28 protein-coding genes are annotated in these 25,551 nt (G+C 35.8%); 12 read left to right on the forward strand and 16 right to left on the reverse strand.

The annotated features are described in order from the left end of the window. From MRY82_09375 to MRY82_09385, 3 genes are all read left to right on the forward strand, one after another. On the forward strand, positions 1-585 hold the full coding sequence (locus tag MRY82_09375) for an RlmE family RNA methyltransferase (protein MCI5073133.1): 585 nt from the start codon (positions 1-3) through the stop codon (positions 583-585). A gap of 75 nt (positions 586-660) precedes the next feature. Next, positions 661-2,031: a hypothetical protein gene (locus tag MRY82_09380; GenBank protein ID MCI5073134.1), complete on the forward strand. Its 1,371-nt coding sequence runs from the start codon at positions 661-663 to the stop codon at positions 2,029-2,031. Then, entirely contained in the window at positions 2,015-2,473 is a 459-nt protein-coding gene (locus tag MRY82_09385) for a hypothetical protein (GenBank protein MCI5073135.1), read from the forward strand. Before MRY82_09380 ends, MRY82_09385 begins: the two co-directional genes overlap by 17 nt. 1 nt (position 2,474) lies before the next feature. Here MRY82_09385 and MRY82_09390 read toward each other — a convergent pair whose 3' ends face one another. From MRY82_09390 to MRY82_09400, 3 genes are read right to left on the reverse strand one after another with little or no spacing between them, the layout of a single operon-like run. Further along, the gene (locus MRY82_09390; protein ID MCI5073136.1) at positions 2,475-3,650 is read right to left on the reverse strand and encodes an AgmX/PglI C-terminal domain-containing protein; all 1,176 of its coding nucleotides are present in this window, start codon (positions 3,648-3,650) and stop codon (positions 2,475-2,477) included. Then, entirely contained in the window at positions 3,647-3,997 is a 351-nt protein-coding gene (locus MRY82_09395; protein ID MCI5073137.1) for a hypothetical protein, read from the reverse strand. Before MRY82_09395 ends, MRY82_09390 begins: the two co-directional genes overlap by 4 nt. A 5-nt stretch (positions 3,998-4,002) precedes the next feature. Further along, the gene (locus MRY82_09400; protein ID MCI5073138.1) at positions 4,003-4,536 is read right to left on the reverse strand and encodes a hypothetical protein; all 534 of its coding nucleotides are present in this window, start codon (positions 4,534-4,536) and stop codon (positions 4,003-4,005) included. A 96-nt stretch (positions 4,537-4,632) separates the two neighbouring features. On the opposite strand from MRY82_09400, the gene MRY82_09405 reads away from it, so the two are divergent. Further along, the gene (locus MRY82_09405) at positions 4,633-5,682 is read left to right on the forward strand and encodes an RluA family pseudouridine synthase (GenBank protein ID MCI5073139.1); all 1,050 of its coding nucleotides are present in this window, start codon (positions 4,633-4,635) and stop codon (positions 5,680-5,682) included. Here MRY82_09405 and MRY82_09410 read toward each other — a convergent pair. Beyond that, entirely contained in the window at positions 5,609-7,660 is a 2,052-nt protein-coding gene (locus MRY82_09410; GenBank protein ID MCI5073140.1) for a transglycosylase SLT domain-containing protein, read from the reverse strand. The genes MRY82_09405 and MRY82_09410 overlap by 74 nt on opposite strands. 89 nt (positions 7,661-7,749) lie before the next feature. On the opposite strand from MRY82_09410, the gene MRY82_09415 reads away from it, so the two are divergent. After that, on the forward strand, positions 7,750-8,928 hold the full coding sequence (locus tag MRY82_09415; protein MCI5073141.1) for a glycine C-acetyltransferase: 1,179 nt from the start codon (positions 7,750-7,752) through the stop codon (positions 8,926-8,928). Positions 8,929-8,981: 53 nt separating this feature from the next. On the opposite strand, the gene MRY82_09420 is transcribed toward MRY82_09415, so the two are convergent. Further along, positions 8,982-9,989 (reverse strand): hypothetical protein, encoded by a 1,008-nt coding sequence (locus MRY82_09420; GenBank protein MCI5073142.1) that lies wholly within the window; start codon positions 9,987-9,989, stop codon positions 8,982-8,984. 136 nt (positions 9,990-10,125) lie between these two features. Between MRY82_09420 and MRY82_09425 the strand changes: the two genes are divergently transcribed. Next, the gene (locus MRY82_09425; GenBank protein MCI5073143.1) at positions 10,126-11,601 is read left to right on the forward strand and encodes a leucyl aminopeptidase; all 1,476 of its coding nucleotides are present in this window, start codon (positions 10,126-10,128) and stop codon (positions 11,599-11,601) included. Between the two features lie 78 nt (positions 11,602-11,679). Here MRY82_09425 and MRY82_09430 read toward each other — a convergent pair whose 3' ends face one another. From MRY82_09430 to rsmI, 4 genes are all read right to left on the reverse strand, one after another. Further along, entirely contained in the window at positions 11,680-12,306 is a 627-nt protein-coding gene (locus tag MRY82_09430; protein ID MCI5073144.1) for a hypothetical protein, read from the reverse strand. Positions 12,307-12,537: 231 nt separating this feature from the next. Continuing rightward, positions 12,538-13,224 carry a CPBP family intramembrane metalloprotease gene (locus tag MRY82_09435; GenBank protein MCI5073145.1) on the reverse strand — a complete coding sequence of 229 codons (687 nt, stop codon included), beginning with the start codon at positions 13,222-13,224 and terminating at the stop codon, positions 12,538-12,540. Further along, a complete protein-coding gene (locus tag MRY82_09440; protein MCI5073146.1) occupies positions 13,224-13,424 on the reverse strand; it encodes a hypothetical protein in 201 nt (66 codons plus the stop codon). The genes MRY82_09435 and MRY82_09440 overlap by 1 nt, the downstream gene beginning before the upstream one ends. Positions 13,425-13,483: 59 nt before the next feature. Beyond that, positions 13,484-14,188: a 16S rRNA (cytidine(1402)-2'-O)-methyltransferase gene (rsmI, locus tag MRY82_09445; GenBank protein MCI5073147.1), complete on the reverse strand. Its 705-nt coding sequence runs from the start codon at positions 14,186-14,188 to the stop codon at positions 13,484-13,486. A 32-nt stretch (positions 14,189-14,220) separates the two neighbouring features. On the opposite strand from rsmI, the gene MRY82_09450 reads away from it, so the two are divergent. Further along, a complete protein-coding gene (locus tag MRY82_09450) occupies positions 14,221-14,697 on the forward strand; it encodes a hypothetical protein (protein ID MCI5073148.1) in 477 nt (158 codons plus the stop codon). A 168-nt stretch (positions 14,698-14,865) separates the two neighbouring features. Here MRY82_09450 and MRY82_09455 read toward each other — a convergent pair whose 3' ends face one another. Together MRY82_09455 and MRY82_09460 are read right to left on the reverse strand one after the other, a co-directional pair. Then, a complete protein-coding gene (locus MRY82_09455; protein ID MCI5073149.1) occupies positions 14,866-16,740 on the reverse strand; it encodes an Rne/Rng family ribonuclease in 1,875 nt (624 codons plus the stop codon). Positions 16,741-16,820: 80 nt separating this feature from the next. Then, entirely contained in the window at positions 16,821-17,099 is a 279-nt protein-coding gene (locus MRY82_09460) for an acylphosphatase (protein ID MCI5073150.1), read from the reverse strand. 480 nt (positions 17,100-17,579) lie between these two features. Between MRY82_09460 and MRY82_09465 the strand changes: the two genes are divergently transcribed. The 5 genes from MRY82_09465 to MRY82_09485 all read left to right on the forward strand — a co-directional run bounded on the left by MRY82_09465 (position 17,580) and on the right by MRY82_09485 (position 20,335). Continuing rightward, entirely contained in the window at positions 17,580-18,134 is a 555-nt protein-coding gene (locus MRY82_09465; protein ID MCI5073151.1) for an alpha/beta fold hydrolase, read from the forward strand. A 51-nt stretch (positions 18,135-18,185) separates the two neighbouring features. Then, on the forward strand, positions 18,186-18,500 hold the full coding sequence (locus MRY82_09470; GenBank protein MCI5073152.1) for a YbjQ family protein: 315 nt from the start codon (positions 18,186-18,188) through the stop codon (positions 18,498-18,500). 4 nt (positions 18,501-18,504) lie between these two features. Beyond that, a complete protein-coding gene (locus tag MRY82_09475) occupies positions 18,505-18,963 on the forward strand; it encodes a YbjQ family protein (GenBank protein MCI5073153.1) in 459 nt (152 codons plus the stop codon). A 15-nt stretch (positions 18,964-18,978) separates the two neighbouring features. After that, complete coding sequence (locus MRY82_09480) at positions 18,979-19,836, forward strand: M48 family metallopeptidase (GenBank protein MCI5073154.1); 858 nt, start codon at positions 18,979-18,981, stop codon at positions 19,834-19,836. Positions 19,837-19,975: 139 nt separating this feature from the next. Then, positions 19,976-20,335, forward strand: coding sequence for a hypothetical protein (locus tag MRY82_09485; GenBank protein MCI5073155.1), 360 nt, complete (start codon positions 19,976-19,978; stop codon positions 20,333-20,335). A 65-nt stretch (positions 20,336-20,400) separates the two neighbouring features. Here MRY82_09485 and hflX read toward each other — a convergent pair whose 3' ends face one another. From hflX to trpS, 5 genes are read right to left on the reverse strand one after another with little or no spacing between them, the layout of a single operon-like run. After that, entirely contained in the window at positions 20,401-22,050 is a 1,650-nt protein-coding gene (gene hflX / locus MRY82_09490; GenBank protein ID MCI5073156.1) for a GTPase HflX, read from the reverse strand. Positions 22,051-22,062: 12 nt separating this feature from the next. Further along, on the reverse strand, positions 22,063-22,824 hold the full coding sequence (locus MRY82_09495) for an rRNA pseudouridine synthase (protein MCI5073157.1): 762 nt from the start codon (positions 22,822-22,824) through the stop codon (positions 22,063-22,065). Continuing rightward, positions 22,814-23,680 carry an SMC-Scp complex subunit ScpB gene (gene scpB, locus MRY82_09500; GenBank protein MCI5073158.1) on the reverse strand — a complete coding sequence of 289 codons (867 nt, stop codon included), beginning with the start codon at positions 23,678-23,680 and terminating at the stop codon, positions 22,814-22,816. The genes MRY82_09495 and scpB overlap by 11 nt, the downstream gene beginning before the upstream one ends. Continuing rightward, entirely contained in the window at positions 23,670-24,548 is an 879-nt protein-coding gene (locus MRY82_09505) for a segregation/condensation protein A (GenBank protein ID MCI5073159.1), read from the reverse strand. Before MRY82_09505 ends, scpB begins: the two co-directional genes overlap by 11 nt. Beyond that, entirely contained in the window at positions 24,545-25,522 is a 978-nt protein-coding gene (gene trpS, locus MRY82_09510; protein MCI5073160.1) for a tryptophan--tRNA ligase, read from the reverse strand. Before trpS ends, MRY82_09505 begins: the two co-directional genes overlap by 4 nt. Positions 25,523-25,551: the final 29 nt, after the last annotated feature.

The raw sequence follows: 25,551 nt of genomic DNA on the forward strand, positions 1-25,551 counted from the left end.
ATGGATCCTAAAAAACTGGATTATTATTATAAAAAAGCCAAGCAAGATGGTCATGTTGCCCGTTCAGTTTACAAATTAGAAGCCATAGATCAAAAATTTAAATTAATAAAAAGAGGCCAGACGGTCATGGATCTTGGTGCAGCACCTGGTTCTTGGACACAGTATGTTGCTAAAAAAGTTGGTCCTAAAGGAAGACTCTTTGCTATAGACTTGAACCCATTGAATGTTGCTGTTCCTAATAATGTAGATTTTTTTGAGGAAGATATTAACGATCTTGATTGTCAGCGTTTATTAGAACAATACAGTGAATTTGATTTGGTTGTCAGCGATATGGCACCACAGACAACAGGAATTAAGGATAGAGATCATTTTTTGTCGATAGAGCTCTGTATGATGGCCTTAAATGTTGCTAAAGAAGTTCTAAAAGAATCCGGCAGTTTTGTCTGTAAGTACTTTCAAGGCAGCGATGAGCAAAGCTTAATCAAAGCCAGCAAAAAAACTTTCAAAACTGTAAAAATATACAAACCTGAAGCCAGCCAAAAAAAGAGTAAAGAACTTTATTTAATTGCTATGAATAAAGCTTAGGTACATTAAGAAAACATATGAAAGTCAAAATATTAGAGCATTCAAAGCATCTATGATATTTATAAATTAGTTACTGTGAGTTGGAAAGAGTTTCAAAAAAATAATCATAAGCCACGCTGGCAAAAAGATAATAAAAAGCACAATAGCAAAAAAAATAAAGTTTTGTTTTTCTTGCTATTGATTGGATTTGTTGTGTTCATTGTTGATCTTTTAAGACCAAGTCATGCCGACGATGATGATAAAATACAGGCTAACAGTGAACAGATGAGCTCAATGACATCACGTCAAGACCAGAAAGAGCAGAGCTGGTTGGATTTATTCCAAAACCATCTTGATTGGCGTGTTTTAGAGCACGGCTTGAATAGGGTGGTGATGAAAAACAAAGATCAGTCATGGCAAGTCAATTTAACTGTTGAAGAAGATTTACAAAAATATATCCAAAAAAAGTTGGCTTATTATAATGTCGATTTTGGGGCAATAGCAGCAATTAATCCCAAAACAGGTGCCGTTGTAGGGTTGACCTCATATTCAAATAAAGACCACAAGCATGACTATTCTTTAAGAGCAGCCTTTCCAGCAGCATCAGTGTTTAAAGTTGTTACAGCATCCGCAGCCTTAGAGTACAAAAAGTGGCGTTATAATACGAATATTCGATATCAGGGCAATACCAAGTATGTTACAGATAAAAATTCTAGTACTCCTGGAGGAAATCTGAAAATACCTTTTTATCAGGCCTTTGCAAAGTCCACCAATTTAATTTTTGGTAAAATAGGAAGAATGATACTGAATAAACAACTCTTATTAAGAAAAGCCAATGATTATGGTTTTGCACAAGCCATCCCTTTTGATATGCCACTGGATTTAAGTCATATAAAGTTTGAAAAAGAAGAGGTGTCGGTTGCTGAAGTCGCTGCAGGTTTAGGTGATGTGAGTTTAAGTCCTGTTCATGCAGCTATGATTGCCGCATGTGCCAGCAATGACGGCATAATGATGCAGCCTTATGTTGTAGATAATGTAGTCAATGAGAACAATGAAGTTTTGTATAATGTTGAAGGTAAAATATGGAAACAGTGTCTAAAACCAGAGGTTATTCCAGATTTAAAAAGGATGATGAAAGCGACAATTGAAGTAGGAACGGCCAGAAAGCCTTTTAGAGGCTATAAACAGAATTCTGTGCTTAAAAATTTAAATATAGGCGGTAAAACTGGATCAAAAACAAATTTAAAGCTTAAAGGCTGGAATGAGTGGTTTGTTGGCTATGCAGAAAATGGAGATGAAAAATTAGCGGTAGGAATCGTAATTGTTAGTCAAAAGTACTGGAAAGTAAAACCATCTCAATTAAGCAAAGATATTTTTCAATATTACTTTTCAAAGAAGAGACAAAAAGATAAAAAGCAACCTAAAGTCATTGAAATAAGGAGTAACTTGAATGAAAAAAAACAATAGAAGACCACTTTTAAAAAGGTTTTGGTCTAACAAAGGCTTTCAAGCCAAATATTCTTTTTTGGTTGTAACCATTACCACTTTGATTACTCTTATTTTTAGTTATTTGTATTATAAAAATGAAATGATTAAAACTGAGATTTTGGGTATTCAAAACAGTGAATTGCTACAAATGATTCAAGGCAATGATCATCGCTTGGTTCTTTACCTTGTTGGCTTTTTTATTTTTCAATTTTTAATGGTTTTTGTTTTGGGTATTCTTTTAACGCATAAAGTTGCTGGACCTTTACATAGAATGGAAAACTACCTTAAAGAGCTCAATCAAGGTAAAGAGCCTTATGTCCTTAGTGGTTCTAGAAAAGGAGATGAGTTTAAATCTTTGTTTAATGCATTTGTTGAGTATAACAATAAACTGATTGAAAAAAACAAAAAAAATAACAGCTAACTTATTGAAAAGAAAAAGTATACTGAACTTTAATTGATTTTAGGTTGATTTGTTTAAAGTGTATTTTTTTCATGTTTGTTGCAAAACATTTTTGTAACTGCTTATTGCGTATAGAATGTTTTAAGTACCTTAAGTTATCCAGCTTACCAGAAGAAAATACTTCAAACTCCATATTTAGCTTACCTTTGATTTGTTGATCCTGCTGGGAAAGAGTTTCATAACAGGTATCAAATAAATGCATGTTTTTTTTAATGGTGTTTCTAATCAATTCTAACTCTCCACCATAGTTTTCAAGCTTTTCAAGCGATGTGTTATCAAAATTCTCAGTGTAAATTTGTTTTTCTTTAAAATCAATGTCTGTCAACTTACTGTTTTTCTTGGCTAATCCAGCACTCTTATCTAGACTGGCAAGAACAGTTGATTGAAGTAAGTTGGACGACTTCTTTGATGGGTTATGACTTTCAAAGTATTGAGGCGTGAAAGCATAGGTCTGTGTTTGTAAAATTTCTTGATTGATCTGTTTTTTAAATACGATGGGTTGCTTAATGGATTCCATACACATTTTTGCTTTTAAACTAATTCTTGAATTTTTTTGTTTGGTGTAAGGTATGCAAAGCTTTTTATGTGTAGGAGATGAAAAGTAAGTTAAAACCTCTAATATTCCTGCTGTGTAGCTTGGCCGCTCTGATTTTTTAAGAATTTGATGGATATTATCTTTAACAAAGCCATTTTCTACAGCAGATAAAACCCATAAAGCATCCAGTTTTTTTTGTTGGCTGGAGTTGATTTGAAAATGATCGACCCAACTTTGTGCATCAATCGTGTTTCTGAAGCTCCACAATGTTTGAGCCAGAATTATTTTTTCATTTTTGTTGAGAAAGGATGAGTTTTTTAAATAAATGAGCTGTGCTAAAGCTTGGCTATCAGGAATTTGTGAAATAGCTTGTATTATTGAAAGTCTTACGGCTCTATTTTTTTGCTTTTTATAGGCGCTGGCTAAATGTGGAGCAACAGAGCCATTGGATATTTTCCCAAGCCTAAGTGCAGAAGCAATTTTAATTTTATAATTGGCATCTGAATTAAGCTTTTCTAATAAAATATCAATTTGATTTTTTGAATAGGCTGTCGTGAATATAAATAGTACAGCATATACAATGCAAAAAAAGGCACGCTTCATGATTGAATATCTTGCTTTATGATACAATCAAGTGCTGACATCAATTCCTGATGCATCTGAGAGCCTTTGATTTGCTCAATATTTTGTGCATCTTGATTCATTGCTTTAACCTCAAAACCATTGTTTTCTCTACTGTAATTCAGCTGATAAACGTAAGGCGTATGCTGTTTATCTTCACAGTAATGCAGCGTCACTACATACTTTGAGTTTATCATATTTAGAGGTCTTGTGTATCTAAAAAAATTTTGTTCATTGGCTTTTAAGTAGCCAATTTGTATTTCTAACTCTGAACTGTCCCTAAAAGGAATGATTTTTACATTAGTTTTTTCAATATCAAATTTTTTCATTTTTATTACATGTGTGCATCTGAGTAATTTCTAAAATGAAGCGCCAGACCATAACTATGCACTTTATAGTCTTCTCCAGATAAAAAGGTCTGGTGAAAATTATAAAAAGGACCTATTGAAAATGATTTTTTTCGATCTAGTTTAAGACCCATGCTTCCCCCAAAATTTAAGCCGAACTCATTACTTCCGACAAATCTAGTGTACTGAAAAGCACTGTTTAGGTCAAAGTGAAAACGATTTTTAAAAAAATTAAATGAAAGTTGAGGCCCAAGTCCGGCTCTATGGATGGTAATGCTGTCATGCTTAGAATAGCTATAGGGTGTGGTAATTGCTAAAAAAGGTAAAAAGAAATAGCTGATTGATGCGCCTAATTGATAATAGCTATTGTCATTACTATAGGCATTGCTGATACTTTTTGCTGTTGCAGGAAGAAGACTTAATCGAATTTCTCTAAACTGCTTGTAGTCTTTAGCTTCTAAAGAAAATACAAAGGCAACAGTTAAAACCAAGATCAATAGACGTTTAACAACATAAACCATTGTCCAAGTATATCAGATTTGTTACTTGGGGCAATATGTTCTATACATAAGCATATGGCTAGAGTATAACAGTGTATTAACAAGATTGAGTTAACTGTGACTGAAAGTAATCAAAATAAATTTATTGTTTTAGAAGATGAAAAAGGTAAGCGCTTAGACCACTTTTTAAGTTCAAAGTATTTGGATATCTCAAAATCCTACTTGCAAAAAGAATTGATTCAATCAGGAAAGGTCCTGGTTAACGCTAAACCCGTTCATAAAAAAGGTCTTGTATTATTTACAAATGATAAAATTGAAGTTTTACCCTTTACGCATCCAACAAGTAGAAAAATTAAGGCTAATACTGATATTAAAGTAGAAGCATTGTATGAAAATGACAGTTTTGTTGTTTATAATAAACCAAAAAAACTAGCAACGCATCCAAACCGTTTTGATGATTCGCATACTTTAGCCAATTACTTTGTGGGACAATATCCAGAGGCTTTAAACGTTGGTGAGGATGCTCTGAGACCAGGCGTGGTTCACCGATTGGATGCAGATACATCTGGGTGTATTTTTTTTGCTAAGACTCAAGAAGCTTATGTGCATTTTAGAGAAATGTTTAATCAAAGAAGCATATATAAGCTTTATTTAGCTGTAGTTTTAGGAAAAACACCGCAAAAAGGCTTGATTGATTATGATTTAGCACATCATCAAAAAAATACGCGTAAAATGATCAATGTTGTCAATGAAAATATTGCTTATAGAGGTAAAAAAAAACAGGCGCTTACTGCATATCATGCACTGGCACAAAATGATGATTACTCCTTACTTTTGGTAAAAACTTTTACTGGAAGAATGCATCAAGTGAGAGTTCATTTAAGTGGTCTAGGACATCCTTTAGTTGGGGATAAAGTCTATCAAAAAAGACAGGATCAGCATAAAGACTTAGAGGGTGAAAAACAACATTGCTTGCATGCATACAGCTTAGGTTTTAATAAAAGTGATTTATTTGGTGTTTGTGCTTATCAAGCCAATATACCAAAGTATTTTTCAATGGTTTTGGATAAAGTGCAATTAAAGTTTAAAACAGTTAATCCTGAGCTTCTTTTTCTTTCAATAGAGGAATTTTTAAACTCTCACCCCGTTGTAGACCAAGATGTTTAATTTCTGGATTAAATCGCCTAATGAGCCAAGTGGGTATTTTAAACTTTTGACTGATTAAGCTTAAACTATCTCCGCTTTGAACAGTGTAATGCTGCAGTTTTGATATTGAATAATGTTCATGAAATCGATCATGTAAACTTTGATGAAAGTCAATGCGCATATTTTCAAATGTTTTGATGAGTGTTGAAGCATTTTGTTCATTTATGGGAAGATAAATTTTTTCATCAATAATAATATTGCTATTCCTCATTTTATTGAGCTGACGAATTTTTGCAGTGTTATCGAGATTTAACCATTCAGCATAGTGACCCAAGGTTTCTTCTGATTCAACATGAATTGAGTAACGCACAGTGTTATTTTGTTTTTCTTGTTTTATAAATAGACTTTCACCAATACCTTCAGCGTGAAGGGTTTCTTCAATAGACGCATCTGAAGGGCCTTGCTCTTTTTTTAATGCTAATTTTGGCGGTAGGGGGGGGCCAATAAAATCTGTTTTTGCAATCACAGTTTCTTTTTTAATAAGATCTTTGATCTTCTTTTGAGAAGGCTCAATTTTTGGTGCTGAACTTTCTATTTTTGTTTCTTGAACAATAGCGGTTGCTGCAGGAGCAGAAGGTTTTAGTCGACTTGGAATGGTTAAGATCTGTCCAACTCTTATTAAACCACGACGTCCCAGAGCGTTCTCATCAATAAGTTCTTTACAATTGATATTGAATTCTCTAGCTATGCCACAAGCGGTATCGCCGGCAACTACTTTATACTTTTGCTCTAAGAGGAGTTTATTGACAAAGGGTTGTCGCCAGTAATCTTCCAATAAGGCCGGTGTGATATTGATACTTGACGGTAAATAAATCGATGTGTCCTTTGGAATATTCCTTCTACCTTTAATCACTCTATGGGTTAAGACAGGGTTAAGTTGTTTAAATTCATCTAGAGTAATATTAAAAAACTGTGTGATATGTTCAGCTGAACGGACTTCCTTCAATTGAAATTTATTCTTTATCAATGGCATACCATCATAATTGGTTTTGATATGGGGAAAGTACTTTTCACGATTAATGGCAACATAACGGGCAGCAAGAAAAGAGCTGTAAAAATTTTGAACAGCCACACCTGATCGTCTACTTTTGTAAGCTTCTAAGACTTTGCCATAATCCAATCCAACATTACGCAACATTTTTTTTGCGCCACCCACACCATAATTGTAAGAGGTAATAATGTAAGGTCCAAGCTGGTTGTTGGATGTTAGTCCCAAGTTGTTTAAATAGTTATCTAAAATATATTGCGAATTTTTTAAATATTTTGCAGCTCCTATGGTGGCTAGAATTGGGTCAAATCGTTCATCAATCGATGCATTGACTTTTAAGCCAAGACGTCTTGCTGTAGCTGGCATAATTTGCCACAGTCCAGCCGCACCAACACGAGAGTAGGCTTTAGGGTTGTAAGCGGATTCCACAAATGGCAAGTATTGAATATCTTGAGAAACATTATGTTCTTGTAAAATTTTTTCAATATTATTTTTATATTGATTATAAACTCTCAGACCTTTCTCAAAACGGGTTTTATTACCATTTTGGCAACGGACTCTTTTGGCAGATTCCAATATGTCAGAATAAGGGCTGTCTTTAAAATTATCATAAAGGATTGTTTGCTCTGGGCTTAAGGCTTGCTTTTTAATGAGTGCTTGATAAAGCGACTTTAAAGCGTTTTCAACCCTTGAGCGTTCTTGTTCAATCACTTGATAATCTCGATTGTTTTTTCTGATACAACCAACAGTGGTGTTGAGCGTTGAAAAAACCCTATGCGGTACTTTGGCATCATGGAAAATAACTTGATCAGCACCGTATCTTGAAAATACAGCAACCCAAAATGTAACCCTATCTTTAATACTTTCAGGGCAAGGAAAATCTTGGCTGCACTGTAAGTTTAAGTTGGTTTCATAGTATGGGTTTGCGTAAACACTTCCAAGACTCAACACGATTAAAAAAAATATTTTTTTACAAAATGGCATAAAATATAGTAGGTCATCCCATTGTAACATGTAAAAAGCTAACCTTTGGAGAAATAATGACATTTAATCAAAAAATTTCTAATCATATTGCATCACTAAAAGAAAAAGGTGAATATAAACGTATGCAAACCTTACTGTCTGCTCAAGATGCTCAAGTTGAAATGCAAGGGCAAGGTGAGGTCATGGTTTTTTCTTCAAATAACTATTTGGGTTTAGCCAATGAAGATTCTGTTAAGCAAGCCATGAAAGATAGTATTGACGTATATGGTGCCGGAACAGCATCTGTTCGGTTTATTTGCGGTACTTTGGCAATTCATGAAGAACTTGAGCAAGTTACGGCTGAATTGGTTGGAACAGAAGCCGCAACCACTTATGCGTCTTGTTGGAATGCCAATGAAGCCGTCTTTCAAACTTTGTTTGGTGAAGGAGATATTTTAATTTCAGACGCTTTGAATCATGCTTCTATTATTGATGGTATGCGTTTGGCTAAAAAAGTCGATAAAAAAGTTTATCAACACAGTGATATGGATCATCTAGAAAGTATACTAAAAGAATCTTCTTCTTATGAAAACAGAGTTATTATCACTGATGGTGTGTTTTCTATGGAAGGTGATATTGCAAAGCTACCTGAGTTGGTTGCTTTAGCTAAAAAATACAATGCAATGATTATTATGGATGATTCGCACTCAACCGGGGTTTTAGGTAAAACGGGTAGGGGAACAGCCGAGCATTTTGACTTAATAGGAGAGATTGACATTATTACTGGCACCTATGGTAAAGCTTTAGGTGGAGCTGCTGGAGGGTTTATCGCGGGTAAAAAAGATATTGTTGATTATTGTGTGCAACAGTCACGACCGCAATTGTTCTCTAATGCTTTGCCGCCGGCAGTGGCGGCCGGTGCCTTGGAGTCCATTCAAATTCTTCTCAGAGAACCTGATCGGGTTGAAAGACTGCGCAGCAATGCTGAATACTTTAGACTAAATATTAAAGAAAAAGGTTTAAAGCCTTTGGATGGGGATACACCCATTGTTCCCATTATTGTAGGTGAAACATCTTTGGCAATTAAAATGAGTGAGCGTTTATTGGAAGAAGGTTTGTTTGTCACGGGCTTTGGTTTTCCAGTTGTGCCCAAAGGTGAAGCGCGCTTAAGAATTCAAATTTCTGCTGCGCATAACAAAGAGCTCATGGATAATGCAATCAATAAAATTGCTAAAGTTTATGCCGAGTTGAATTAAGCGTTTAGTTTAAAGTGTCTAAATTTTAGAGAAGAGTGCGGAAAAAAGTATTATTATTGAGCTAGAGCAATATACCAGACATCATTGGAAATAAAATAGATGATGGCTTGATCATCTTTTCCTTTAGAAAAATAGGTCTTAAAACTCGCACTCTTTTCTTCTTCAGTGGCGAGGGTAATGGATTTTTCTTGTTGAGCTTCTAAACCTATATTTTGTAAAAGTTGGTCTCTGTTATCATTTTGTGGATTTGATAAAGTATCAAAACTAGCCCTTTGATTGCTACAAAAGCGTTTAAATTGTGGAGATAAGGCATAAATTGCGTAGTTTTTATTCTCGTATAGAGGTGCATTTACCGGGTGACTTTTAAGTTTTTTAAATAATTCAGAATGGTAACGCAGGAGATACAAGTCTGATTGGTAGGTTTCTTCGCTGTCCGTACAAAATTCATTGACTGAACAGTTTTGTGTACCAAACTCTGGTGATGAAACAGAAATATAGAATTCGGTTTCAGCATCATTTTCTGATGTATATCTGAAGTTTTGTTTATCTTGTGTTAACTGATCTTGTGGAACAGAAAAGTCTTGTACAATAAAAGAATCATTATCAAAAGCAGGAGAAAGACTGTATATCCCTTCCTCATTTCTATTTAAATACATGGCTCCATAGTCAATTGAAATCATCGAAGCAACTTCTCCCGGTTCAATTCCGGCTCTTCTGCCCGTGTTCCGTTGTCTTGCCTCATCTAACTCTGAGACGCTTTGGTTTGTATTTTTTTGATTGTCTTCAGTTTGCGTATTTCGAGAAGAATTAGAGGGGTCTTCAGCAAGATCGCAGTTGTTTACTAACGTGATGTTAGCATTTATAATTTCATTAAAGTCTTGTTTATCAGTATCAAGAGTATCAAGGCCATCGACCGTTCTATTTTTATCAGCAGAGTTATTTGGAGCAGTGAGTTGCTCAGGGATTGGCGCGTTTAGATCTACTTGTATTCTTTCTGGCGTGCAATAGACAAGACTTAAAAGACAGGTCAAAAGCAGAGTATTTGAACAGATTTTATTCACTTCAAATGTATTATATGCATTTCAGGATGCAATGCAACACTTTTCTTGATCTTTAAACCGCTGTAAACACTCTATTTTTAAAGAATAAAGTAAATATTGGTAGACAATCCTGTAGTTTTGTTAGAATGTTCAATCTATGAAAAATTTGATGGATACATATAAGATTAAGTTTACAAATAGTAGTGGGTATAAAAATATTATTGTAGGTATAGATAATAACTTTACCTTAAAAGATGGTTCTGTAGCTTTAGAAGCAGCAGTAAAATCTAGAATTGACACTTTTTTAAGTGCCAACAGTCAGGATAAAGAGAAAAAGGTATTAAACTTTTCTCTTTATGAAAACGGTATTGAACAGGTTTATTTGGTTAATGTTGATGAAAAAGATAACGCAACATTGATTGAACGTTTTGCGGCGATAGGCCAAAAAATTAGATCTGCCAAAACTGCAGATATTGCCTTGTATGCATGGAAAGATTCGGCATCAAACGGTACATTATTGCCAGCAATTGAAGGCTTTCTATTGGGGACTTATGTTTTCAAAGGCTATAAAAAAGAAAAAGGCTACCAAGTTGATTTTTCTGGTTTAGATATTGTTCTTGCTGATGCAGAGCAGACCTCAGAGTTAACAACTGAGCTTGATGAGATCAAAGCATTGGTATCGGGAACATTTTTAACCAGAGATCTTGTCAATGAGCCGGCAAATATCATTAATCCTTCTGGTATGGAAAGAGTAGCCCATGATTTGGCGCAATCCGGTGAATGGAAAATTGATGTTTTAGATCAGCAAGCCATTATTAAAAAAGGTATGAACTTATTGAATTCAGTGGGTATGGGAAGTGTTGAAAAACCAAGGTTGGTTCATTTGTCTTATAGGCCACAAGGAGCAAAAAAAACCATTGCAATTGTCGGCAAGGGCGTAACTTATGATACTGGTGGCTATTCGCTTAAGCCACAAAATGCCATGTACGGCATGAAGTCCGATATGGGTGGTGCTGGTACATGCTATGGTGTGGTGAGCGCTATAGCAAAAGCCGGTATAAAAGTTAATATTGATGTCTATACACCTTTAGTTGAAAATATGGTGAGTGACAGAGCAACAAAACCTGGTGATGTTTTTGTTGGCTACAATGGAAGAAGTGTAGAAATTGAAAATACAGATGCTGAAGGTCGCCTCATTCTAGCGGATGCCTTATCATATGCTGCAGAGCAAAAACCAGACTGTATTTTAGATATGGCCACGTTAACAGGTGCCATTGTTATTGCTTTAGGCGATGAAATTTTTGCTGCGTTTACAAAAGAAGAAGAAATTTTTAAAGGGCTTGATGCTGCAGCAAAATTATCAGCAGAAAAAGTATGGAGAATGCCTTTAGAAGAGTCTTATAAAAAAGGACTTAAGAGTGATGTGGCGGACTGTAAAAATGTAGGCGGTAGAGCTGGAGGAGCCATAACAGCGGCTTTGTTTTTATCAGAATTTGTTGGTGATGTTCCATGGTGTCATTTAGATATTGCTCCAACAGCATTCAGTGACTCAAATTCAGCTTTATTACCTAAAGGTGGAACAGGCAACCCAGTTAGAAGTATTTATAGATGGCTTAAAAGTCAACAGTCATAAATCATAAAAAATGAAACAACACCTCAAGATTAAATGCATAATGAGGTGTTGTTTGTCTATAGAAAATCAATAAAAGACTTAAAGCTGAAAGGTGCCATTGGGATATACGGCAGCACCAAACAGCGATGCTCTAATTTCTTCTTTACAATCTTCAGGAAAATCTATGGGTAACTGAGAATAAAACTGTTGTGTTGTCATCCCAATTGGGTGCTCACCAATGACATCAGGATAGTCTTGAGTTGATTCTGTTCTGAAGGTTTGAATGCTATTGTTTGAATAACTGCTAAGGACTACAGCCATGCCATCAACGTAACCATTGTCTTCAACACCATGTATGGTTATTTTTCCTGTTGGAGAACATTCTGAGCTATCGATGTAGGCCATGGTTACAACACCAGAATCATTATGAGATGAGTAACCCTCCACAATCACATCAAAAGAATCTATTTGGCCATTGAGATCAAGACATTCTAGAGTGACATAAGGCGGTTGGTTTGAATTGTAAGTTCCATCGTACCAGATGCTCATTCGTGAGGCTTGGTTGTTCATTAATTGGTCAGCGTTACATACACTGGGAACATTGCTTGAAGTTAATGGGTCAGTGCTTTCTGAAAGCTCTTGTTGCACCTGTAAACCCAGCATGGATCCACATGCAGTTAATCCAAACATTGCCAGTAACAGTGTGCTCATTGTAAAATGTCTCATAGCATTCCCCTTTTGATAGTAATCATTATTTAAATTCAAGCAACAATAAAGCAAAAGCCGTACCAAGACTATATTGATCTGTAAAGCCGTTCAAAGCTATTGAAGGGCTATTATTAGTGCTCGGTATTGGCTCGGTGCGACACAATAAGGGGTCGATTTTAGAAAATTAAATTGTATAATCTACTGTTGTAAAATCTGAACGCTCCAAAACATCTTAAATGATTATAGTAGCTAATTGTGAAAGAATAGTGAGGTGAATTGATTGAAGTAGTTTAATGCATTGGGGAAAAACCAACATAAGAATGGAACATAGGCATTGGCAATACTATGATAAACAATAGCTGGCCAAAGGCTTTTATGAAAATGTGTGGCATAGGCCATAGCAATGCCTAAGACCAGAGAACCCAAGTGATAAGAACCATGGGTGCTCATGAATAATAAAGCACTAAAAAAAACAGCCCAATGCAGGGAATATTTTTCTTTTAACGCCGGAAACAATAAACCTCTAAAAAATATTTCTTCACTTAAAGGAGCAAGTAACCATAAAAATACCAAATCAATTGTGGTGTAAGGGCATAGGCTTTGTCCTTGCCATGGAATAAACCATTGACCGGTTTTTTTGTAGCTAATTAGGCTGTACACGCTTAAACCAATAAAGCTAAGTATAGGAGTAATTAAGGCATAGACTAGACCTAAGGACATGTTTTTTAAAATAGATTCCGTAAAGTAGCGTTTGATTTTATTTTTTAAAGGCTTGATGTAATAGATAATCAACACTGAGGCCAAAAACAAGTATACTTGTGGTGATAGTACGATACTGAGCAAAGAACTTCTGCCCATGCTTTCTGTTGGCAGTACCCAAGCGTTGAACAGACCCGCATAAACAAGTAAAGCAATTAAAATAGAATTGAGATACATTAAATTTGGCCGCTATTGGTTAGATAAAATAGCAAAATAAAAGGCAGCAAGATAATAGGGATGCCAAATATAACTCTTAAAATCCCAAAGAGCGTGCTTTTTCTTTTTCTGCGGATACTTTGTACACCTCGTCCAATATTGAATGCGCCAATACCAAACAAAAAAACCAAAGCCAGCAGTACACCATACGTTTTATTCACACTCGCAGTATAGTGAAGACATGATTAAATGTCACAAAATTTTATGTTACAACTTTATATTATATTGCCAATGCGCCAAGAATTAACGTTAGTTCGCCTTTTAGATTACCCGGTCGACTTTGAATTTTTTTAAGTAGGTCATGGGCTGTACCCATTTGGTATTCTTCATAAGTTTTACTCATTTCTCTGGCCATAAAAACGTGTTTCTGTGGACAAAGATCAGCAATAACAGCCAGTGTTTTTTCAATTCTTTTGGCACTTTCAAAAAAAACAATGGGATCGGGGAAGTGAGCAAAGTAATCTAAGGCCTGACTGCGGTGTTTCCCTTTTTTTGCTAAAAAACCTAAAAATAAAAAAGTCTCACCTTTAAGACCACAAACAGATAAAGCTGTACTGACAGCACTTGGGCCAGGTAAAGGAATAATTTTAAGGTTATGGTGTCTACAGACGGCAACCAGTCTATTGCCGGGGTCACTGATACCGGGTGTTCCAGCATCGGTTACAAAGGCAACGTCTTCCCCAGCATTCAAACAGTCCAAAATGATTTTAGAGGCCTCAATGATTTTAAATTCATCTGCCCGGATTTGTTTTTTTTTAATAGCCAGCTTACTCAGTAATATCCCAGTTTTACGCGTGTCTTCACTTGCAATAAGGCTTACCTCGTTTAAAGTTTTAATACTTCTTGGACTCATATCATTGAGGTTGCCAATGGGAGTAGGGACAATAAAAAGTGTCCCGGCATTATTTAAAGATTTTTCATTCATGCAAGAGTAGGCTATAATAGATAAAGAACATTATGAAAATGAAAATATTAAAACAACAGACATTCTTTCTTTTATTGGCTTTTTTATTGGTCGCTTGTGGTGATAAAGCCGGTTCACTGATGGCAGATTTAGTCACCGATTCAATGACAAACCCAGAAAATATAGATCAATATATTGCAACTGTCAGTAGTCCAGGTGCAGACAATTTGTTTTATCCCAGTGACTGTTTACAGTGCGATGATGGTTCAAATAATTGTGATGCAGGAGATAAATGTGTTGCTCCAAACTGTGGCTTTGACCCGTCAGCACCGTTTTCATTGGATATTGCCTTTGGTAGTTTTCCAGCTGGGGCCACAGTGCAAGTGACAGTTTGTGCATTGGATGAAGATCCGTCATTTATTGGTTTTGCTCAAAACAGTGCTCCCAATTCAGATGGGGAGCTAATTTTACTAAATATGCTTGATGACGACAACGACTGCACCCAGTGGATGCCGCCACTGTGTTCATGATATCAGCTTGATGCATAGAATAAGTAGATACTTTAAAAAATAGCGTGCCTACTAAGAAAAGTGTTCAGGGGAAACAAAGAAATTGCCTGCAAATTGTTGCTGTTTTTTATACTTATGCCGTTTACTTTAAGTGTTCAAAGCGTTCAATATACTTGCAGGCAGCGCTTTTTAATTTAGATCATTGCGTGTGACCAATTTTGGTTTTTTATCACTTTTTTTTGTTTGAGGCTTTGCTTCTTTTTCTGTATTTGTCTCTGAGTCCTGTTTTTTGCTTTGATCAGAGCTTTCAGGGCTAATTTTCTCCGCACGTGTCTTCTCAGAAGAACTTTTTTTAGGTTTACTTTTTTCTTTTGAAGTTTTGGCTGAATCAGTAGAAGCTTTTTGCGCTAACTTTGCTTTTTTAGCCGGTTTTTTTATTTCTTCTTTTGTTTGACTAGAGTTTTCTTGTTTTTCATTAACAATGATTGTTGTTTTTGGGCTTGATGCATCAGATTGAGCCTCAGAAGTTTTATCTCTTTTTGAAGAAGTTGAAGATTTTATACCATGGCCAGTAAAGTTGATTGTATAGGTTTCAATATGCACATTGTTTTGCTCTTTAATAACAATTTTTCTACCGGTTTTATTTTCAATATGTTGAATAAATGAATATTGCTCATGTTTTAAAATATTGCCAATGCTAGGGTGCACACAAAGTTCAACGTTTTCATAGCTATTGCGCTCAACAATAACATGTTCAAGTTTTCTTAAAAGTTCATAGGCAATGGTTGTTGGCGATTTATGATAGCCGTTGCCATTACAGTTACTGCATGGCTCACACAAGCTGCGAACCAAGCTTTCACGTGTTCTTTTACGTGTCATCTCAACCAAACCTAATTCTGAAATCTGTAAAACATTGGTTTTGGCTTTATCGTCAGCTAAGTTATCCTCCAGCCTTTTATAAACCTTTTCTCGGTTGGATCGTCGATCCATATCAATAATATCTAGGATAATTAAGCCACCCAAGTTACGCAAACGCAATTGAGAAACAATTTCATCAACGGCTTCTAAATTGGTTTGAAGTACGGTTTCTTCTAAACTTTTAGAGCCAACAAATCTTCCTGTGTTGACGTCAACAGAAATTAAAGCTTCAGTTTGTTCAATAATTAAATAACCTCCTGATTTAAGCCACACTTTTTTACCCAAGGCCTTATTGAGGGGTTCTTCTAATTTATAATGTTCAAATAAGGGTTTTGAGTCTTTGTACAAGTGAACAACATCTTGTCCACGATCTTTAAGACTTGGCCCCATGAAATCAATAATTTTTTTATAATCTGTTTTATTATCAACAATAATTTCTTCTACATCTTGAGTAAAAAAGTCTCTGACCAAGCGTTCAACAAGGTCAAGGTCTTCATGGATGAGGGCAGGGGACTTCGCTTGCTTATTTTTTCTTAAAATAGTTTTCCATTGTTTTTCTAGATACTCAACATCGCTAGCAATGCTTTCATCAGATTGACCGGAAGCGGCAGTTCTAATAATAAAGCCACCTTCAAGGGTTTGGGTTTCTTCAATCACAGAGCGCAAACGTTTACGTTCTTTTTCATGGTCAATTTTACGTGATACACCAACATGATTAACCGTTGGCATGTAAACCAAATTTCTTCCAGGTAAGGACACGTGAGAGGTCAAGCGTGCTCCTTTAGTACTGATGGGATCTTTGGCCACTTGTACCATAACGTCTTGTCCTTGAGTTAAGACATGTTCAATCTTTTTATCATTTTTATGTTTACGACGGGCTTCCTGAATCTCTCTGGCATCAAAAGCATCTCCCAGTTCATTAAGAATATCACTAACATATAAAAAAGCTGCACGTTCAAGACCAATATCAACAAAAGCAGCCTGCATTCCAGGGAGCACGCGTGTTACTTTACCTTTGTATATATTGCCAACAACACCTTGCTGATTCATCCGTTCAATATAAACTTCAGCCAGTTTATTGTTTTCAACAACTCCAACTCTAACTTCTTGTGGTGTAGAGTTAACCAATAGTTTTGATTTAATCACATTAATCCCTTTCTACAGGGAGATAAAAATCTAAACGAATGAACAATAAAACGATATTAACTATTCAATATCAACACAATTTATTGGATGATATTAAAACCTGAGTCTGAATAGTGTGTTGTTTGTTCCCATGTCACAAAAATTTTATCTACCCTAGCTTGAGGCGGGCCATGCTGCGACCATTGCAGTAATTTATTTAAATTTTGCAATGAGCCTTGCGCATCAATTTTGACATCACCATTGGGAAGGTTGGTTACGAATCCTTGAATTTGAAGTTGAGAAGCCTGTTTTTTGGTGTTTACCCTGAAAAAAACTGCTTGAACCTTTCCCTGTACAATGGCACAAAATCGCCTAGCCAAACGCACCTCGTGTTAAAAATACTTTATATTCCAGAATTAAAAGAGTTTAGTAATTTATTGAAACTCTATTAGCTCTAAAGTTATCTTTGGAAGCCTATGACAGTTTTATTTTACTGTGTATTCTTCCTAGTAAAAACAATACTTTAATAGTATGAATTTGATAATAATGCAATTAAATTTATGTATTGTTTAGCTAAGTTAAACAGTGTTTTTAACAGTTTTTTGTTGATTTATAGGGCAAAATAAGGTTTATAGCTCTTTCTATCAACTTTGGAGAAAAATTATGGGCAAAAAAGACAATAGAAGAACACCAAAAATGAAAAGAAAATTAAGCCAAAAAAAGCTTAAAGAAAGAATTGCTAAAAGAAAGCAAGAATCATCGAAAAAATAAAGCATAAAATTAATGTTTTAACCAATGATTCTATCAGCATTCAGGCTGAATATTGGTTAAATTCAGCAGCAAGCTCCAAGGAAGTTTTGGTGCTTGCCCATCCTCACCCCTTGCATGGGGGTAGTTTAAATAATAAAGTTATTGATCAACTGTTTAAAAAGTATTCAGGAAAAGCTGCCATACGTTTTAACTTTAGAGGTGTTGGTAAAAGTACAGGGGAATACGATCAAGGTTATGGTGAAATGGATGATTTACAAGCCATCATTAAGTTTTCTCAAGAGAAATTTGATTGTCAGCATGAAAACATTCTTCTTTGCGGCTACTCTTTTGGTTCATGGGTTGCTTGGCAGTTGGCCAGCCAAGAACACTGGCCTTTAAAAGCTTTACACTTAATTGCACCACCGGCATTAAAGTACCCCTTTAATTCAGTTATTCCAAAAGCTAAAAATATTTATATATGGAGCGCCGAACAGGATGAACTCATTGATCATCAAAATACATTGGACTGGGTAGAACAGTTGCAAAATACCGCTGAAAAAACAGTACACCATTCGATTATTAAAGCTGCAGACCATTACTTTATTGGAAAAACAGTTGATCTTATAAACAAAGTTTTGGCCGTACTGAATACTCAAGACCAGTGATAAAAGTATATATTTGTTGCCATTTCTTAGCTTTAAAAATACTATCTTATTATGATTTTAAGTAATTTAGAAAGTATTCCTAATAAACAAGTAACAGAACATCTTGGAGTGGTCTCAGGCAGTACAGTTAGAGCAAAGCATGCGGGTAGAGATCTGTTGGCAGGCTTAAAAAATGTATTTGGAGGCGAACTAACGGCCTATACAGAGCTTTTAACGGAGTCCAGAGAAGAAGCAATTCAGCGAATGATTGCGCAAGCACAAAGCCTGGGTGCCGATGCTGTTGTGAATATCAGGTTTTCTACCTCTTCTGTAACAGCCGGCGCAGCTGAGTTGTATGTTTATGGTACAGCAGTCAAGTTAGCGTAATGGTATGATCGAACTTGTCTTTTTAGTTGTTCCTCTGATTCTAGGTTTTTTTATTGGTAATGCGATTGAAAAAAAACATTATGCATCCATCCGCTTAAGAGAACAACGTCTGTCAAATATCCATATGTTTACAACAAAAACGCTCAGTGTTGTAGATGAGAGCCAGGAATATGCATGCGTGTTGGTTGAGGGACATGTTGTGATTGCTATTGATGCGTTTAAAAAACTTAGTAGCGCGTTGAGCAGTTTTTTTGGTGGAAGAGTTAAAGCTTATGAAAGCATTATTGATCGAGCCCGACGTGAAGCCACATTACGTATGAAGGAAAAAGCTGACACACTTAATGCTGATAAAATTATGAATGTTCGGATCATTACATCCACTGTTGGCCAACAACAAGGTGAAAAGGGTACAGGTGCAGCTGAAGCTATTGCTTACGGTACGGCGCTTGTAAAACTAAAGTAAATCAAATAAAAAGCAATGTCGCAAAAACAACCCAATGAATTTGTCAATTATAGTCAAGAGCATCCCTTAAAGGGGGTTGTTAAAATGTTGTTCAGTGTAGTGTTTATTATGATCGTAGCTTTTGTCATGCTATCGATGTTTTTTCAATGGTTGGTGCCCCATATAAGTTTTAAGACAGAAAAAAAATGGTTTTCAAAAACATCGGTGATGTATCAGGTTAAAAAACCAGTAGAAAAAGAGAATTCATACTATCAAGATATAAATAAGTTAGTGCAAGCTATGGCAGTTCAGGCGGGCTTTGAAAAAAATGATATTGAGGTTTATCTTAGCTGCAATGAACTGAACAATGCCTTTGCTTATCCAGGAGGAAAACTTATTTTTAATAAAGGTTTATTGGCAACCATAAACAGTGAAAATGAGTTGGCTATGATTGTTGGTCATGAGTTGGGACATGTTATTCATAGAGATCACTTAAAAGGTTTGGGCATTGGCTTATCAATGGGGGTTTTTGCAATGCTTATACCCAAGGACTTGAGTGTTATGGTCACTGAAAAAATGCACCAATGGTTAATGCTAAAGTACAATAGAGATCAGGAAAGTAAAGCAGATATTTTAGGACTTAAGCTTCTGTACAAACATTATGGTCATGTCAATGGAGCGGATGATTTCTTTAAAAAGATGGCCAATAAAGAAACTAAAGTATTGAATCATTATAAGAAAGACTGGTTCTCTACACACCCATTATCCAATAAACGCCTTGCTACCCTTGACCATCATATAAAACAACATAGTTGGCCCAAGGAAAGTCTAAAGCCTTATAAAAAAGACTATTGGGATGATTTGTGTCGCAGCGAAAAAGACAAAAAACAGTAAGTAAAGCATGTTTTTTTTGTAAGTGTTGAATATTAAAAGATAATAGTTTTTAACATTTGGCATGCCAGTTGCATTTTAAAGTATTATGAAAAATACTGTCAAAATTATGATTATATGCATGGTTTTAACAGGGGGAACTGTGTTTGTTAAAGTAGCGAATAATGCATTCAAGCAACAAGCAAAACAATACAGCGTTAATCTAGAGCAAAAAAATAAAGAAAAACAAATGATCGCAATGGAAGCAGAAAAAGAAGCACAAGCAGCTTTAGATGCATACTATGATGAAGTTTATGAAGTGAAAGCACCCTCCAAAAAGTCAAAAAAAACGTTTGAATTTGATTCTCCAAATCATACTATTAAAGATGTTGATATTAAAGACATTGATTTAGCAAGTCTTAAAACGGATGACTTTAAAAGTAAGTTTGCAACCCAAGATTCAGATGTTCATTTACGTTTATGGAAAAAGAATCCTAAAGAATTTTCAAATAATAAAATTTAAAGCTATTTTTGTTATAGAGGGTTAAGATAACTCTACTCATGAGTATTGATGAATAAAAGTAGTAGCTAATAGAGATATTCTTCAATGGAAAAAAAATCAGAAATGGCTTTGATTAGAGGTCTGCAACTTTCCTTGTTTAAGGCGCTGATACCAATTGCATCATACTGTTGGCAAATTTCATTTGCATGATTAGGTTCAAGTAAGTCTATTTTATTAAAAACCAAGAGTTTTTTGATGTTTTGGCAATCCAGTTCCGTTAAAATTTGGTCTACAATTTCTATATGGTCATGAAAAGCAGGGTTAGAGATATCCAATACATGTAAAAGCAACTGCGCATCTTGAATTTCTTCTAAGGTTGCTTTAAAGGCTTGCATTAAGTCTTTGGGCAAGTTTCTGATAAAACCTACCGTATCGGTTAAAATGACTTCTTTTTCTTGAGGAAATCGCAGGCGTTTAGAGAAGGGATCTAGAGTTGCAAACAGTTTATCTTCTGCCATGGCTTTGGCTTGCGTTAAGGTGTTGAATAAGGTTGACTTACCAGCATTGGTGTAGCCTAAAATAGAGACAATGGGCACTTGATTTCTTATTCTTGATTTGCGTTTTTCAAGACGTTTTTTTTCAAGTTGTTTAAGTTTTTTTTCCAAACGATTAATTTTATCGCGCGCTCGTCGAGTATGAACTTCCAGCTTGGTTTCACCAGGACCCCGGCCACCAATACCACCAGTTAACCGGGATAAATGAGTTTCTCTTTCACGCAAACGGGGAAGCATGTATTTGAGTTGAGCAAGTTCAACTTGTAATTTACCATCATGGCTTTGAGCACGCTTGGCAAAAATATCTAAAATCAACTGGGTTCTATCAATGACTTTTAAATCCGTAAGTTTGCCAATATTACTCAGCTGCGTAGGGCTAAGATCCTGTAAGAAAACCAAATAATCTACTTCTTTGAATAAAGCGTCTTCAGCAATGTTTAACAGCTTGCCTTGACCAAAAAAAGACTTTACATCAGGTTTGTCACGACGTTGGATGGCTTGATCTACTACGATTAAGCCTGCAGTTTTGCAGAGTTCTAGGAGTTCAGCATAATCTTGTTCAAAAAATAAATTTTTAGGATTTTTGATTGCACATATGATGGCTTGGTTATCTGGGCGTAAATCTTCTGAAGCTTGAGTATTGGATAAAATTTCTTTTTCCAGGTCAACGCTAAATTGGTAAGCATCAAAATAATCATGAATGTCGAAAGGCTCAAGACTGAGTGTTGCTTGAGTATACTTTGGGTTTGGATGTAAGTAAGATAGATTGCATGGGCCATATTCAAAGTGGTTTTTTTGTTTTTGAACATGAACTTTACAAATATAATCCAAACGTTTAATCAAAAGCGTGTTGGTGTTTTTTTGAGTGAGTTTATTTGAAAATGGCGAGACAATGAACATTTTCATGCCGCTTAGCCTTATCAAACCTTGGCGAAACCGTTGTAACTCTGGGAAATTAACATCTTTTGAATTACCAATACTGATGGCTATGACTTCACCAGAACGATTTTGTATAGCAGCGATATGAATATTTAAGCTGATTGCTATATCTGATAGTGAACTTAAAGTTGTTTTTGCAATTAAATCTTGTCGCTTAAATTTATAACGTAGGATTTTTTGCAGCTCTTTTTTATAATGGCTTTTTAAATGCTGCGATTGTCCTAAAATGGGAAGGTTTTTCATAGATAAGAACGGCTATTTTTTTAAAAGCGTTTGTGCAGTAGCATAAGGAATTTCTTGAAATTGTCCGGGTTTAAGTTTGCCAAGCTTAAAAATTGAAAATTGAATACGTAAAATTTTTAAAACATGAAAGCCTAACTTTAACCACATGCGTTTTATTTGGTGGTTGCGACCTTCTTTTAAAGCCATTTCATACCAGGAGTTGCTTTTGGTTTTTTTAAGAAACTTGATGCCGTAGGCTTTAGCCATACCGTCTTCAAGCTTTACGCCATTACTAAGCTTTTTCATGTCCTCTGGAGTGGGAACACCTTTGACTTTGACCTGATAGGTCTTTTTTTTACCAAAACGTGGATGCATCATTTGATGCACAAACTCACCATCATTGCTTAAAAGTACCAGACCTTCAGCATCATAGTCTAATCGCCCGGCAGGGACCAATTTTATATCACTGAGTTCTTGAATAAAGTCTCCAAGGCAAGGACGTTTTTCAGGGTCACTTAATGTTGAGACTACGTTTTTTGGTTTGTAGAACATGTAATACTTTAGTTTATGTGCATCTAGGTCAAGAGGAACATGATCAATTTCAATATCTTTTTCATCCGGACTCACTTTAAATCCCAGCTCTTTAATGGTTTTGCCAGCGACTTTGATTCGTCCAGTTTCAATATACTGATCTACCTGCCTTCTGGACAAAACACCTTTTTGCGATAAAAACTTATTGAGTCGTACTTGATCTTGGTCTTTAGTTGATTTTTTTTTATTGGATTTAGAGCTCATGGTTGTTCTGATCTGTGCCTTCTTGATTGGTTTGATTGACTGTAGGGGGAATCTCTTCTGTTAACAACTCATTTTCTTCACTTATACCTGGTGTGATAGAGCCATTGTCTTCTGATTCAGGTGAATCATCTTGAATGTCTTGGGCACTGACAGACTTAGGAAGCAATTTTTCTAATTTTTCTAAACTCTCTTCACCCAGTTCAGTATACTCTGTTAATGATGGCAAGTCTGATAGGTTATCCAGTTGAAAGAATTCAAGAAAATCTGCCGTGGTTCCATAAATCAATGGATTTCCTGCTTCTTCACGTTTTCCCAGAATTTTGATTAGGTTGCGGTCCAGCAAAGTTCGTAACATATGGCCAGAGTCTACACCTCTGATTTCATCAACTTCAGGGCGTGTGATCGGTTGTCTATAGGCAACAATGGATAAAGTTTCTAAATTACCTCGACTCAAACGCACGGGTTTTGTTTCATGCAAACGTAGAAGATACTCACTATTGTTAGGGTGAGTTCGAAACTGGTAACCTTGATTGATTTTGTGCAATTCAAAACCGGCGCCTTTATGTTTTTCACATAAGGCTTCTAAACGTAAGTCAATTTGTTCAGGGTTGATTTCACGTAAAATTTCATGGATGTTTTTTTTCTGAACGGGTTTTTCAGAAACAAACAAAAGGGATTCAATGATGGAGTCTAAGGTTTCATCATCCATGTCTTGATAGCTGAAGCTTTCTTGATCTTCATCTGTTTGAGACTCAGTTTTTACTTCAAGAGCTTTGTCCTGTTCATTAGCTCGTGGACTCTCTTCCATTGTGTTTTCTTCTATTGTTTCTTCTTGGCTTTGAGTTTCATCCAACATATTCATCTTCTCCACTGTGTTTCCAGCCCTCAAAGAGCAATGGGGTTCCTATAATTTCAATATTTGAAAAAGTATTGGCTTGAAATACTTTTAATGCACCACGCTTGATCATGTCTAAAAGCGCTAAAAATGTAACCACAACCCGTAAACGGCTTTTGGCTTGTTTGAATAAGCTGTTAAACTGAACACTGCCTTCAGCTGAGCTTTGAATAGCTTTAGAAATAGTATCAATACACTCACTCAGGGCAATGGGTTCTAGCTCTACGGCATGATAACTGTTGTCACGCTCAATTTTTTTAAGGATTTTATAAAAAGCATCCACCAGTTTAAAAATACTGACCTGTGCCAGTTCACGCTCAGAACTGGGGACTTTAATTTTAATGCGTTGATTTTTGCGCGTAAAAACATCTCTGCCCAATTGATAGTAGGTATCCAGCTGTTGTGCGGCCTGTTTGTATTTTTGATACTCAAGCAAGCGTCTGACCAGCTCTTCACGGGGGTCAACACCTTCGTCTTCATCATCATCCTGATTTTTTTCTACCGGAATCAACATTTTTGATTTAATGTGAGCTAAGGAGGCGGCCATCAATAAGAACTCTCCGGCAATATCCAAGTTTAACTCTTCCATCACTTCAATGTATTCAAGATATTGTTTGGTGATATAGGCAATGGGAATATTATAAATATCCAGCTCATTTTCTTTAATGAGGTGTAAAAGTAAGTCTAAAGGTCCTTCAAAAATATCCAAGTGCACCTGGTAAGCGCTCATGATACTGTTAAAGTCTTGATACTTTTCCAGTAAAATTTGCTTTGTACTGCTGGCTTCTGCTGTTTCTACAGAGTTGAGGGTTGAGTTTTCTTGACTCATATTAGTTTCAAGGCCTCTTTGACTTGGTTCATGGTGTTTTGAGCTATACTTAAAGCTTTATTTTTTCCATGCTCCCAAATTTCTTTCAATTCATTGGGTTTTTGTTCAAGTTTATGTTGTTTGTCCCAAATGGGTTCTAAGGTTTCATACAAGTTGGGCAACAACATTTTTTTACAATCCACACAGCCTATTGAGGCATTTCTGCATGCTTTTTGAACTTCTTTTTGTGTATCTTGAGATGAAAAAATCGTATGGAGAGGGTAAAAGTGACACTCCTCAGGTCTGCCAGGATCTGTGCGTTTTACTCTTTGAGTATCTGTGATGCTGGACCTGATTTTTTTCTCAACCACTTCTTTTGAGTCACTGAGGTAAATAGAGTTGTTGTAAGATTTGGACATTTTACGTCCATCTGTTCCAGAAAGCTTGGGGGTGTGGGTCAGTAAGGTTTGTGGTTCTGGAAAAACATCACCGTAAAAGTGATTGAAGCGACGGACAATTTCACGACTGAGCTCAACATGAGGTGTTTGATCTTGTCCAACGGGCACAGCGTCTCCCTTGTATAATGAAATATCCGCTGTTTGCATTACGGGATAAGCAAAAAAACCCAGTTGAGCCAAGTCTTTATCTTTTATTTCATTGCGTTGTTCTTTAAAGGTAGGGTTTCTTTCTAACCATCCTAAAGGTGTGATCATGGAAAAATAAGTAAACAGCTCCGTATGTTGAGGAACTGAACTTTGGCAAAAAAGAGTAGCTTTGTTGGGATCAATGCCACAGGCCAACCAATCTCTGAGCATGTCCATGGATATTTGCTGTATGTCACCAGGTGAGGCATAGTTTGAAGTAAGAGCATGTAAGTCTGCGGAAAAAAAGAAACTTTCATGTTCTTTTTGTAAAGAAATCCAATTTTTTATTGCTCCAACATAGTGCCCCAAATGCAAAGGGCCAGTAGGGCGCATACCACTAACTACTCTCATACCAAACTAGCTTACCTACAAGAGAGCCT

This window comes from bacterium (assembly GCA_022763185.1).
Lineage (GTDB): Bacteria > Bdellovibrionota_G > JALEGL01 > JALEGL01 > JALEGL01 > JALEGL01.

Bases quoted from the DNA above. Each gene is read 5' to 3' on its own strand.
- MRY82_09375 (MCI5073133.1), top strand. From the start codon at position 1: ATGGATCCTAAAAAACTGGATTATTATTATAAAAAAGCCAAGCAAGAT.
- MRY82_09385 (MCI5073135.1), top strand. From the start codon at position 2,015: ATGAAAAAAAACAATAGAAGACCACTTTTAAAAAGGTTTTGGTCTAAC.
- MRY82_09390 (MCI5073136.1), bottom strand. From the start codon at position 3,650: ATGAAGCGTGCCTTTTTTTGCATTGTATATGCTGTACTATTTATATTC.
- MRY82_09395 (MCI5073137.1), bottom strand. From the start codon at position 3,997: ATGAAAAAATTTGATATTGAAAAAACTAATGTAAAAATCATTCCTTTT.
- MRY82_09400 (MCI5073138.1), bottom strand. From the start codon at position 4,536: ATGGTTTATGTTGTTAAACGTCTATTGATCTTGGTTTTAACTGTTGCC.
- MRY82_09415 (MCI5073141.1), top strand. From the start codon at position 7,750: ATGACATTTAATCAAAAAATTTCTAATCATATTGCATCACTAAAAGAA.
- MRY82_09425 (MCI5073143.1), top strand. From the start codon at position 10,126: ATGAAAAATTTGATGGATACATATAAGATTAAGTTTACAAATAGTAGT.
- MRY82_09430 (MCI5073144.1), bottom strand. From the start codon at position 12,306: ATGAGACATTTTACAATGAGCACACTGTTACTGGCAATGTTTGGATTA.
- MRY82_09435 (MCI5073145.1), bottom strand. From the start codon at position 13,224: ATGTATCTCAATTCTATTTTAATTGCTTTACTTGTTTATGCGGGTCTG.
- rsmI (MCI5073147.1), bottom strand. From the start codon at position 14,188: ATGAATGAAAAATCTTTAAATAATGCCGGGACACTTTTTATTGTCCCT.
- MRY82_09450 (MCI5073148.1), top strand. From the start codon at position 14,221: ATGAAAATGAAAATATTAAAACAACAGACATTCTTTCTTTTATTGGCT.
- MRY82_09470 (MCI5073152.1), top strand. From the start codon at position 18,186: ATGATTTTAAGTAATTTAGAAAGTATTCCTAATAAACAAGTAACAGAA.
- MRY82_09475 (MCI5073153.1), top strand. From the start codon at position 18,505: ATGATCGAACTTGTCTTTTTAGTTGTTCCTCTGATTCTAGGTTTTTTT.
- MRY82_09480 (MCI5073154.1), top strand. From the start codon at position 18,979: ATGTCGCAAAAACAACCCAATGAATTTGTCAATTATAGTCAAGAGCAT.
- hflX (MCI5073156.1), bottom strand. From the start codon at position 22,050: ATGAAAAACCTTCCCATTTTAGGACAATCGCAGCATTTAAAAAGCCAT.
- MRY82_09495 (MCI5073157.1), bottom strand. From the start codon at position 22,824: ATGAGCTCTAAATCCAATAAAAAAAAATCAACTAAAGACCAAGATCAA.
- scpB (MCI5073158.1), bottom strand. From the start codon at position 23,680: ATGTTGGATGAAACTCAAAGCCAAGAAGAAACAATAGAAGAAAACACA.
- MRY82_09505 (MCI5073159.1), bottom strand. From the start codon at position 24,548: ATGAGTCAAGAAAACTCAACCCTCAACTCTGTAGAAACAGCAGAAGCC.
- trpS (MCI5073160.1), bottom strand. From the start codon at position 25,522: ATGAGAGTAGTTAGTGGTATGCGCCCTACTGGCCCTTTGCATTTGGGG.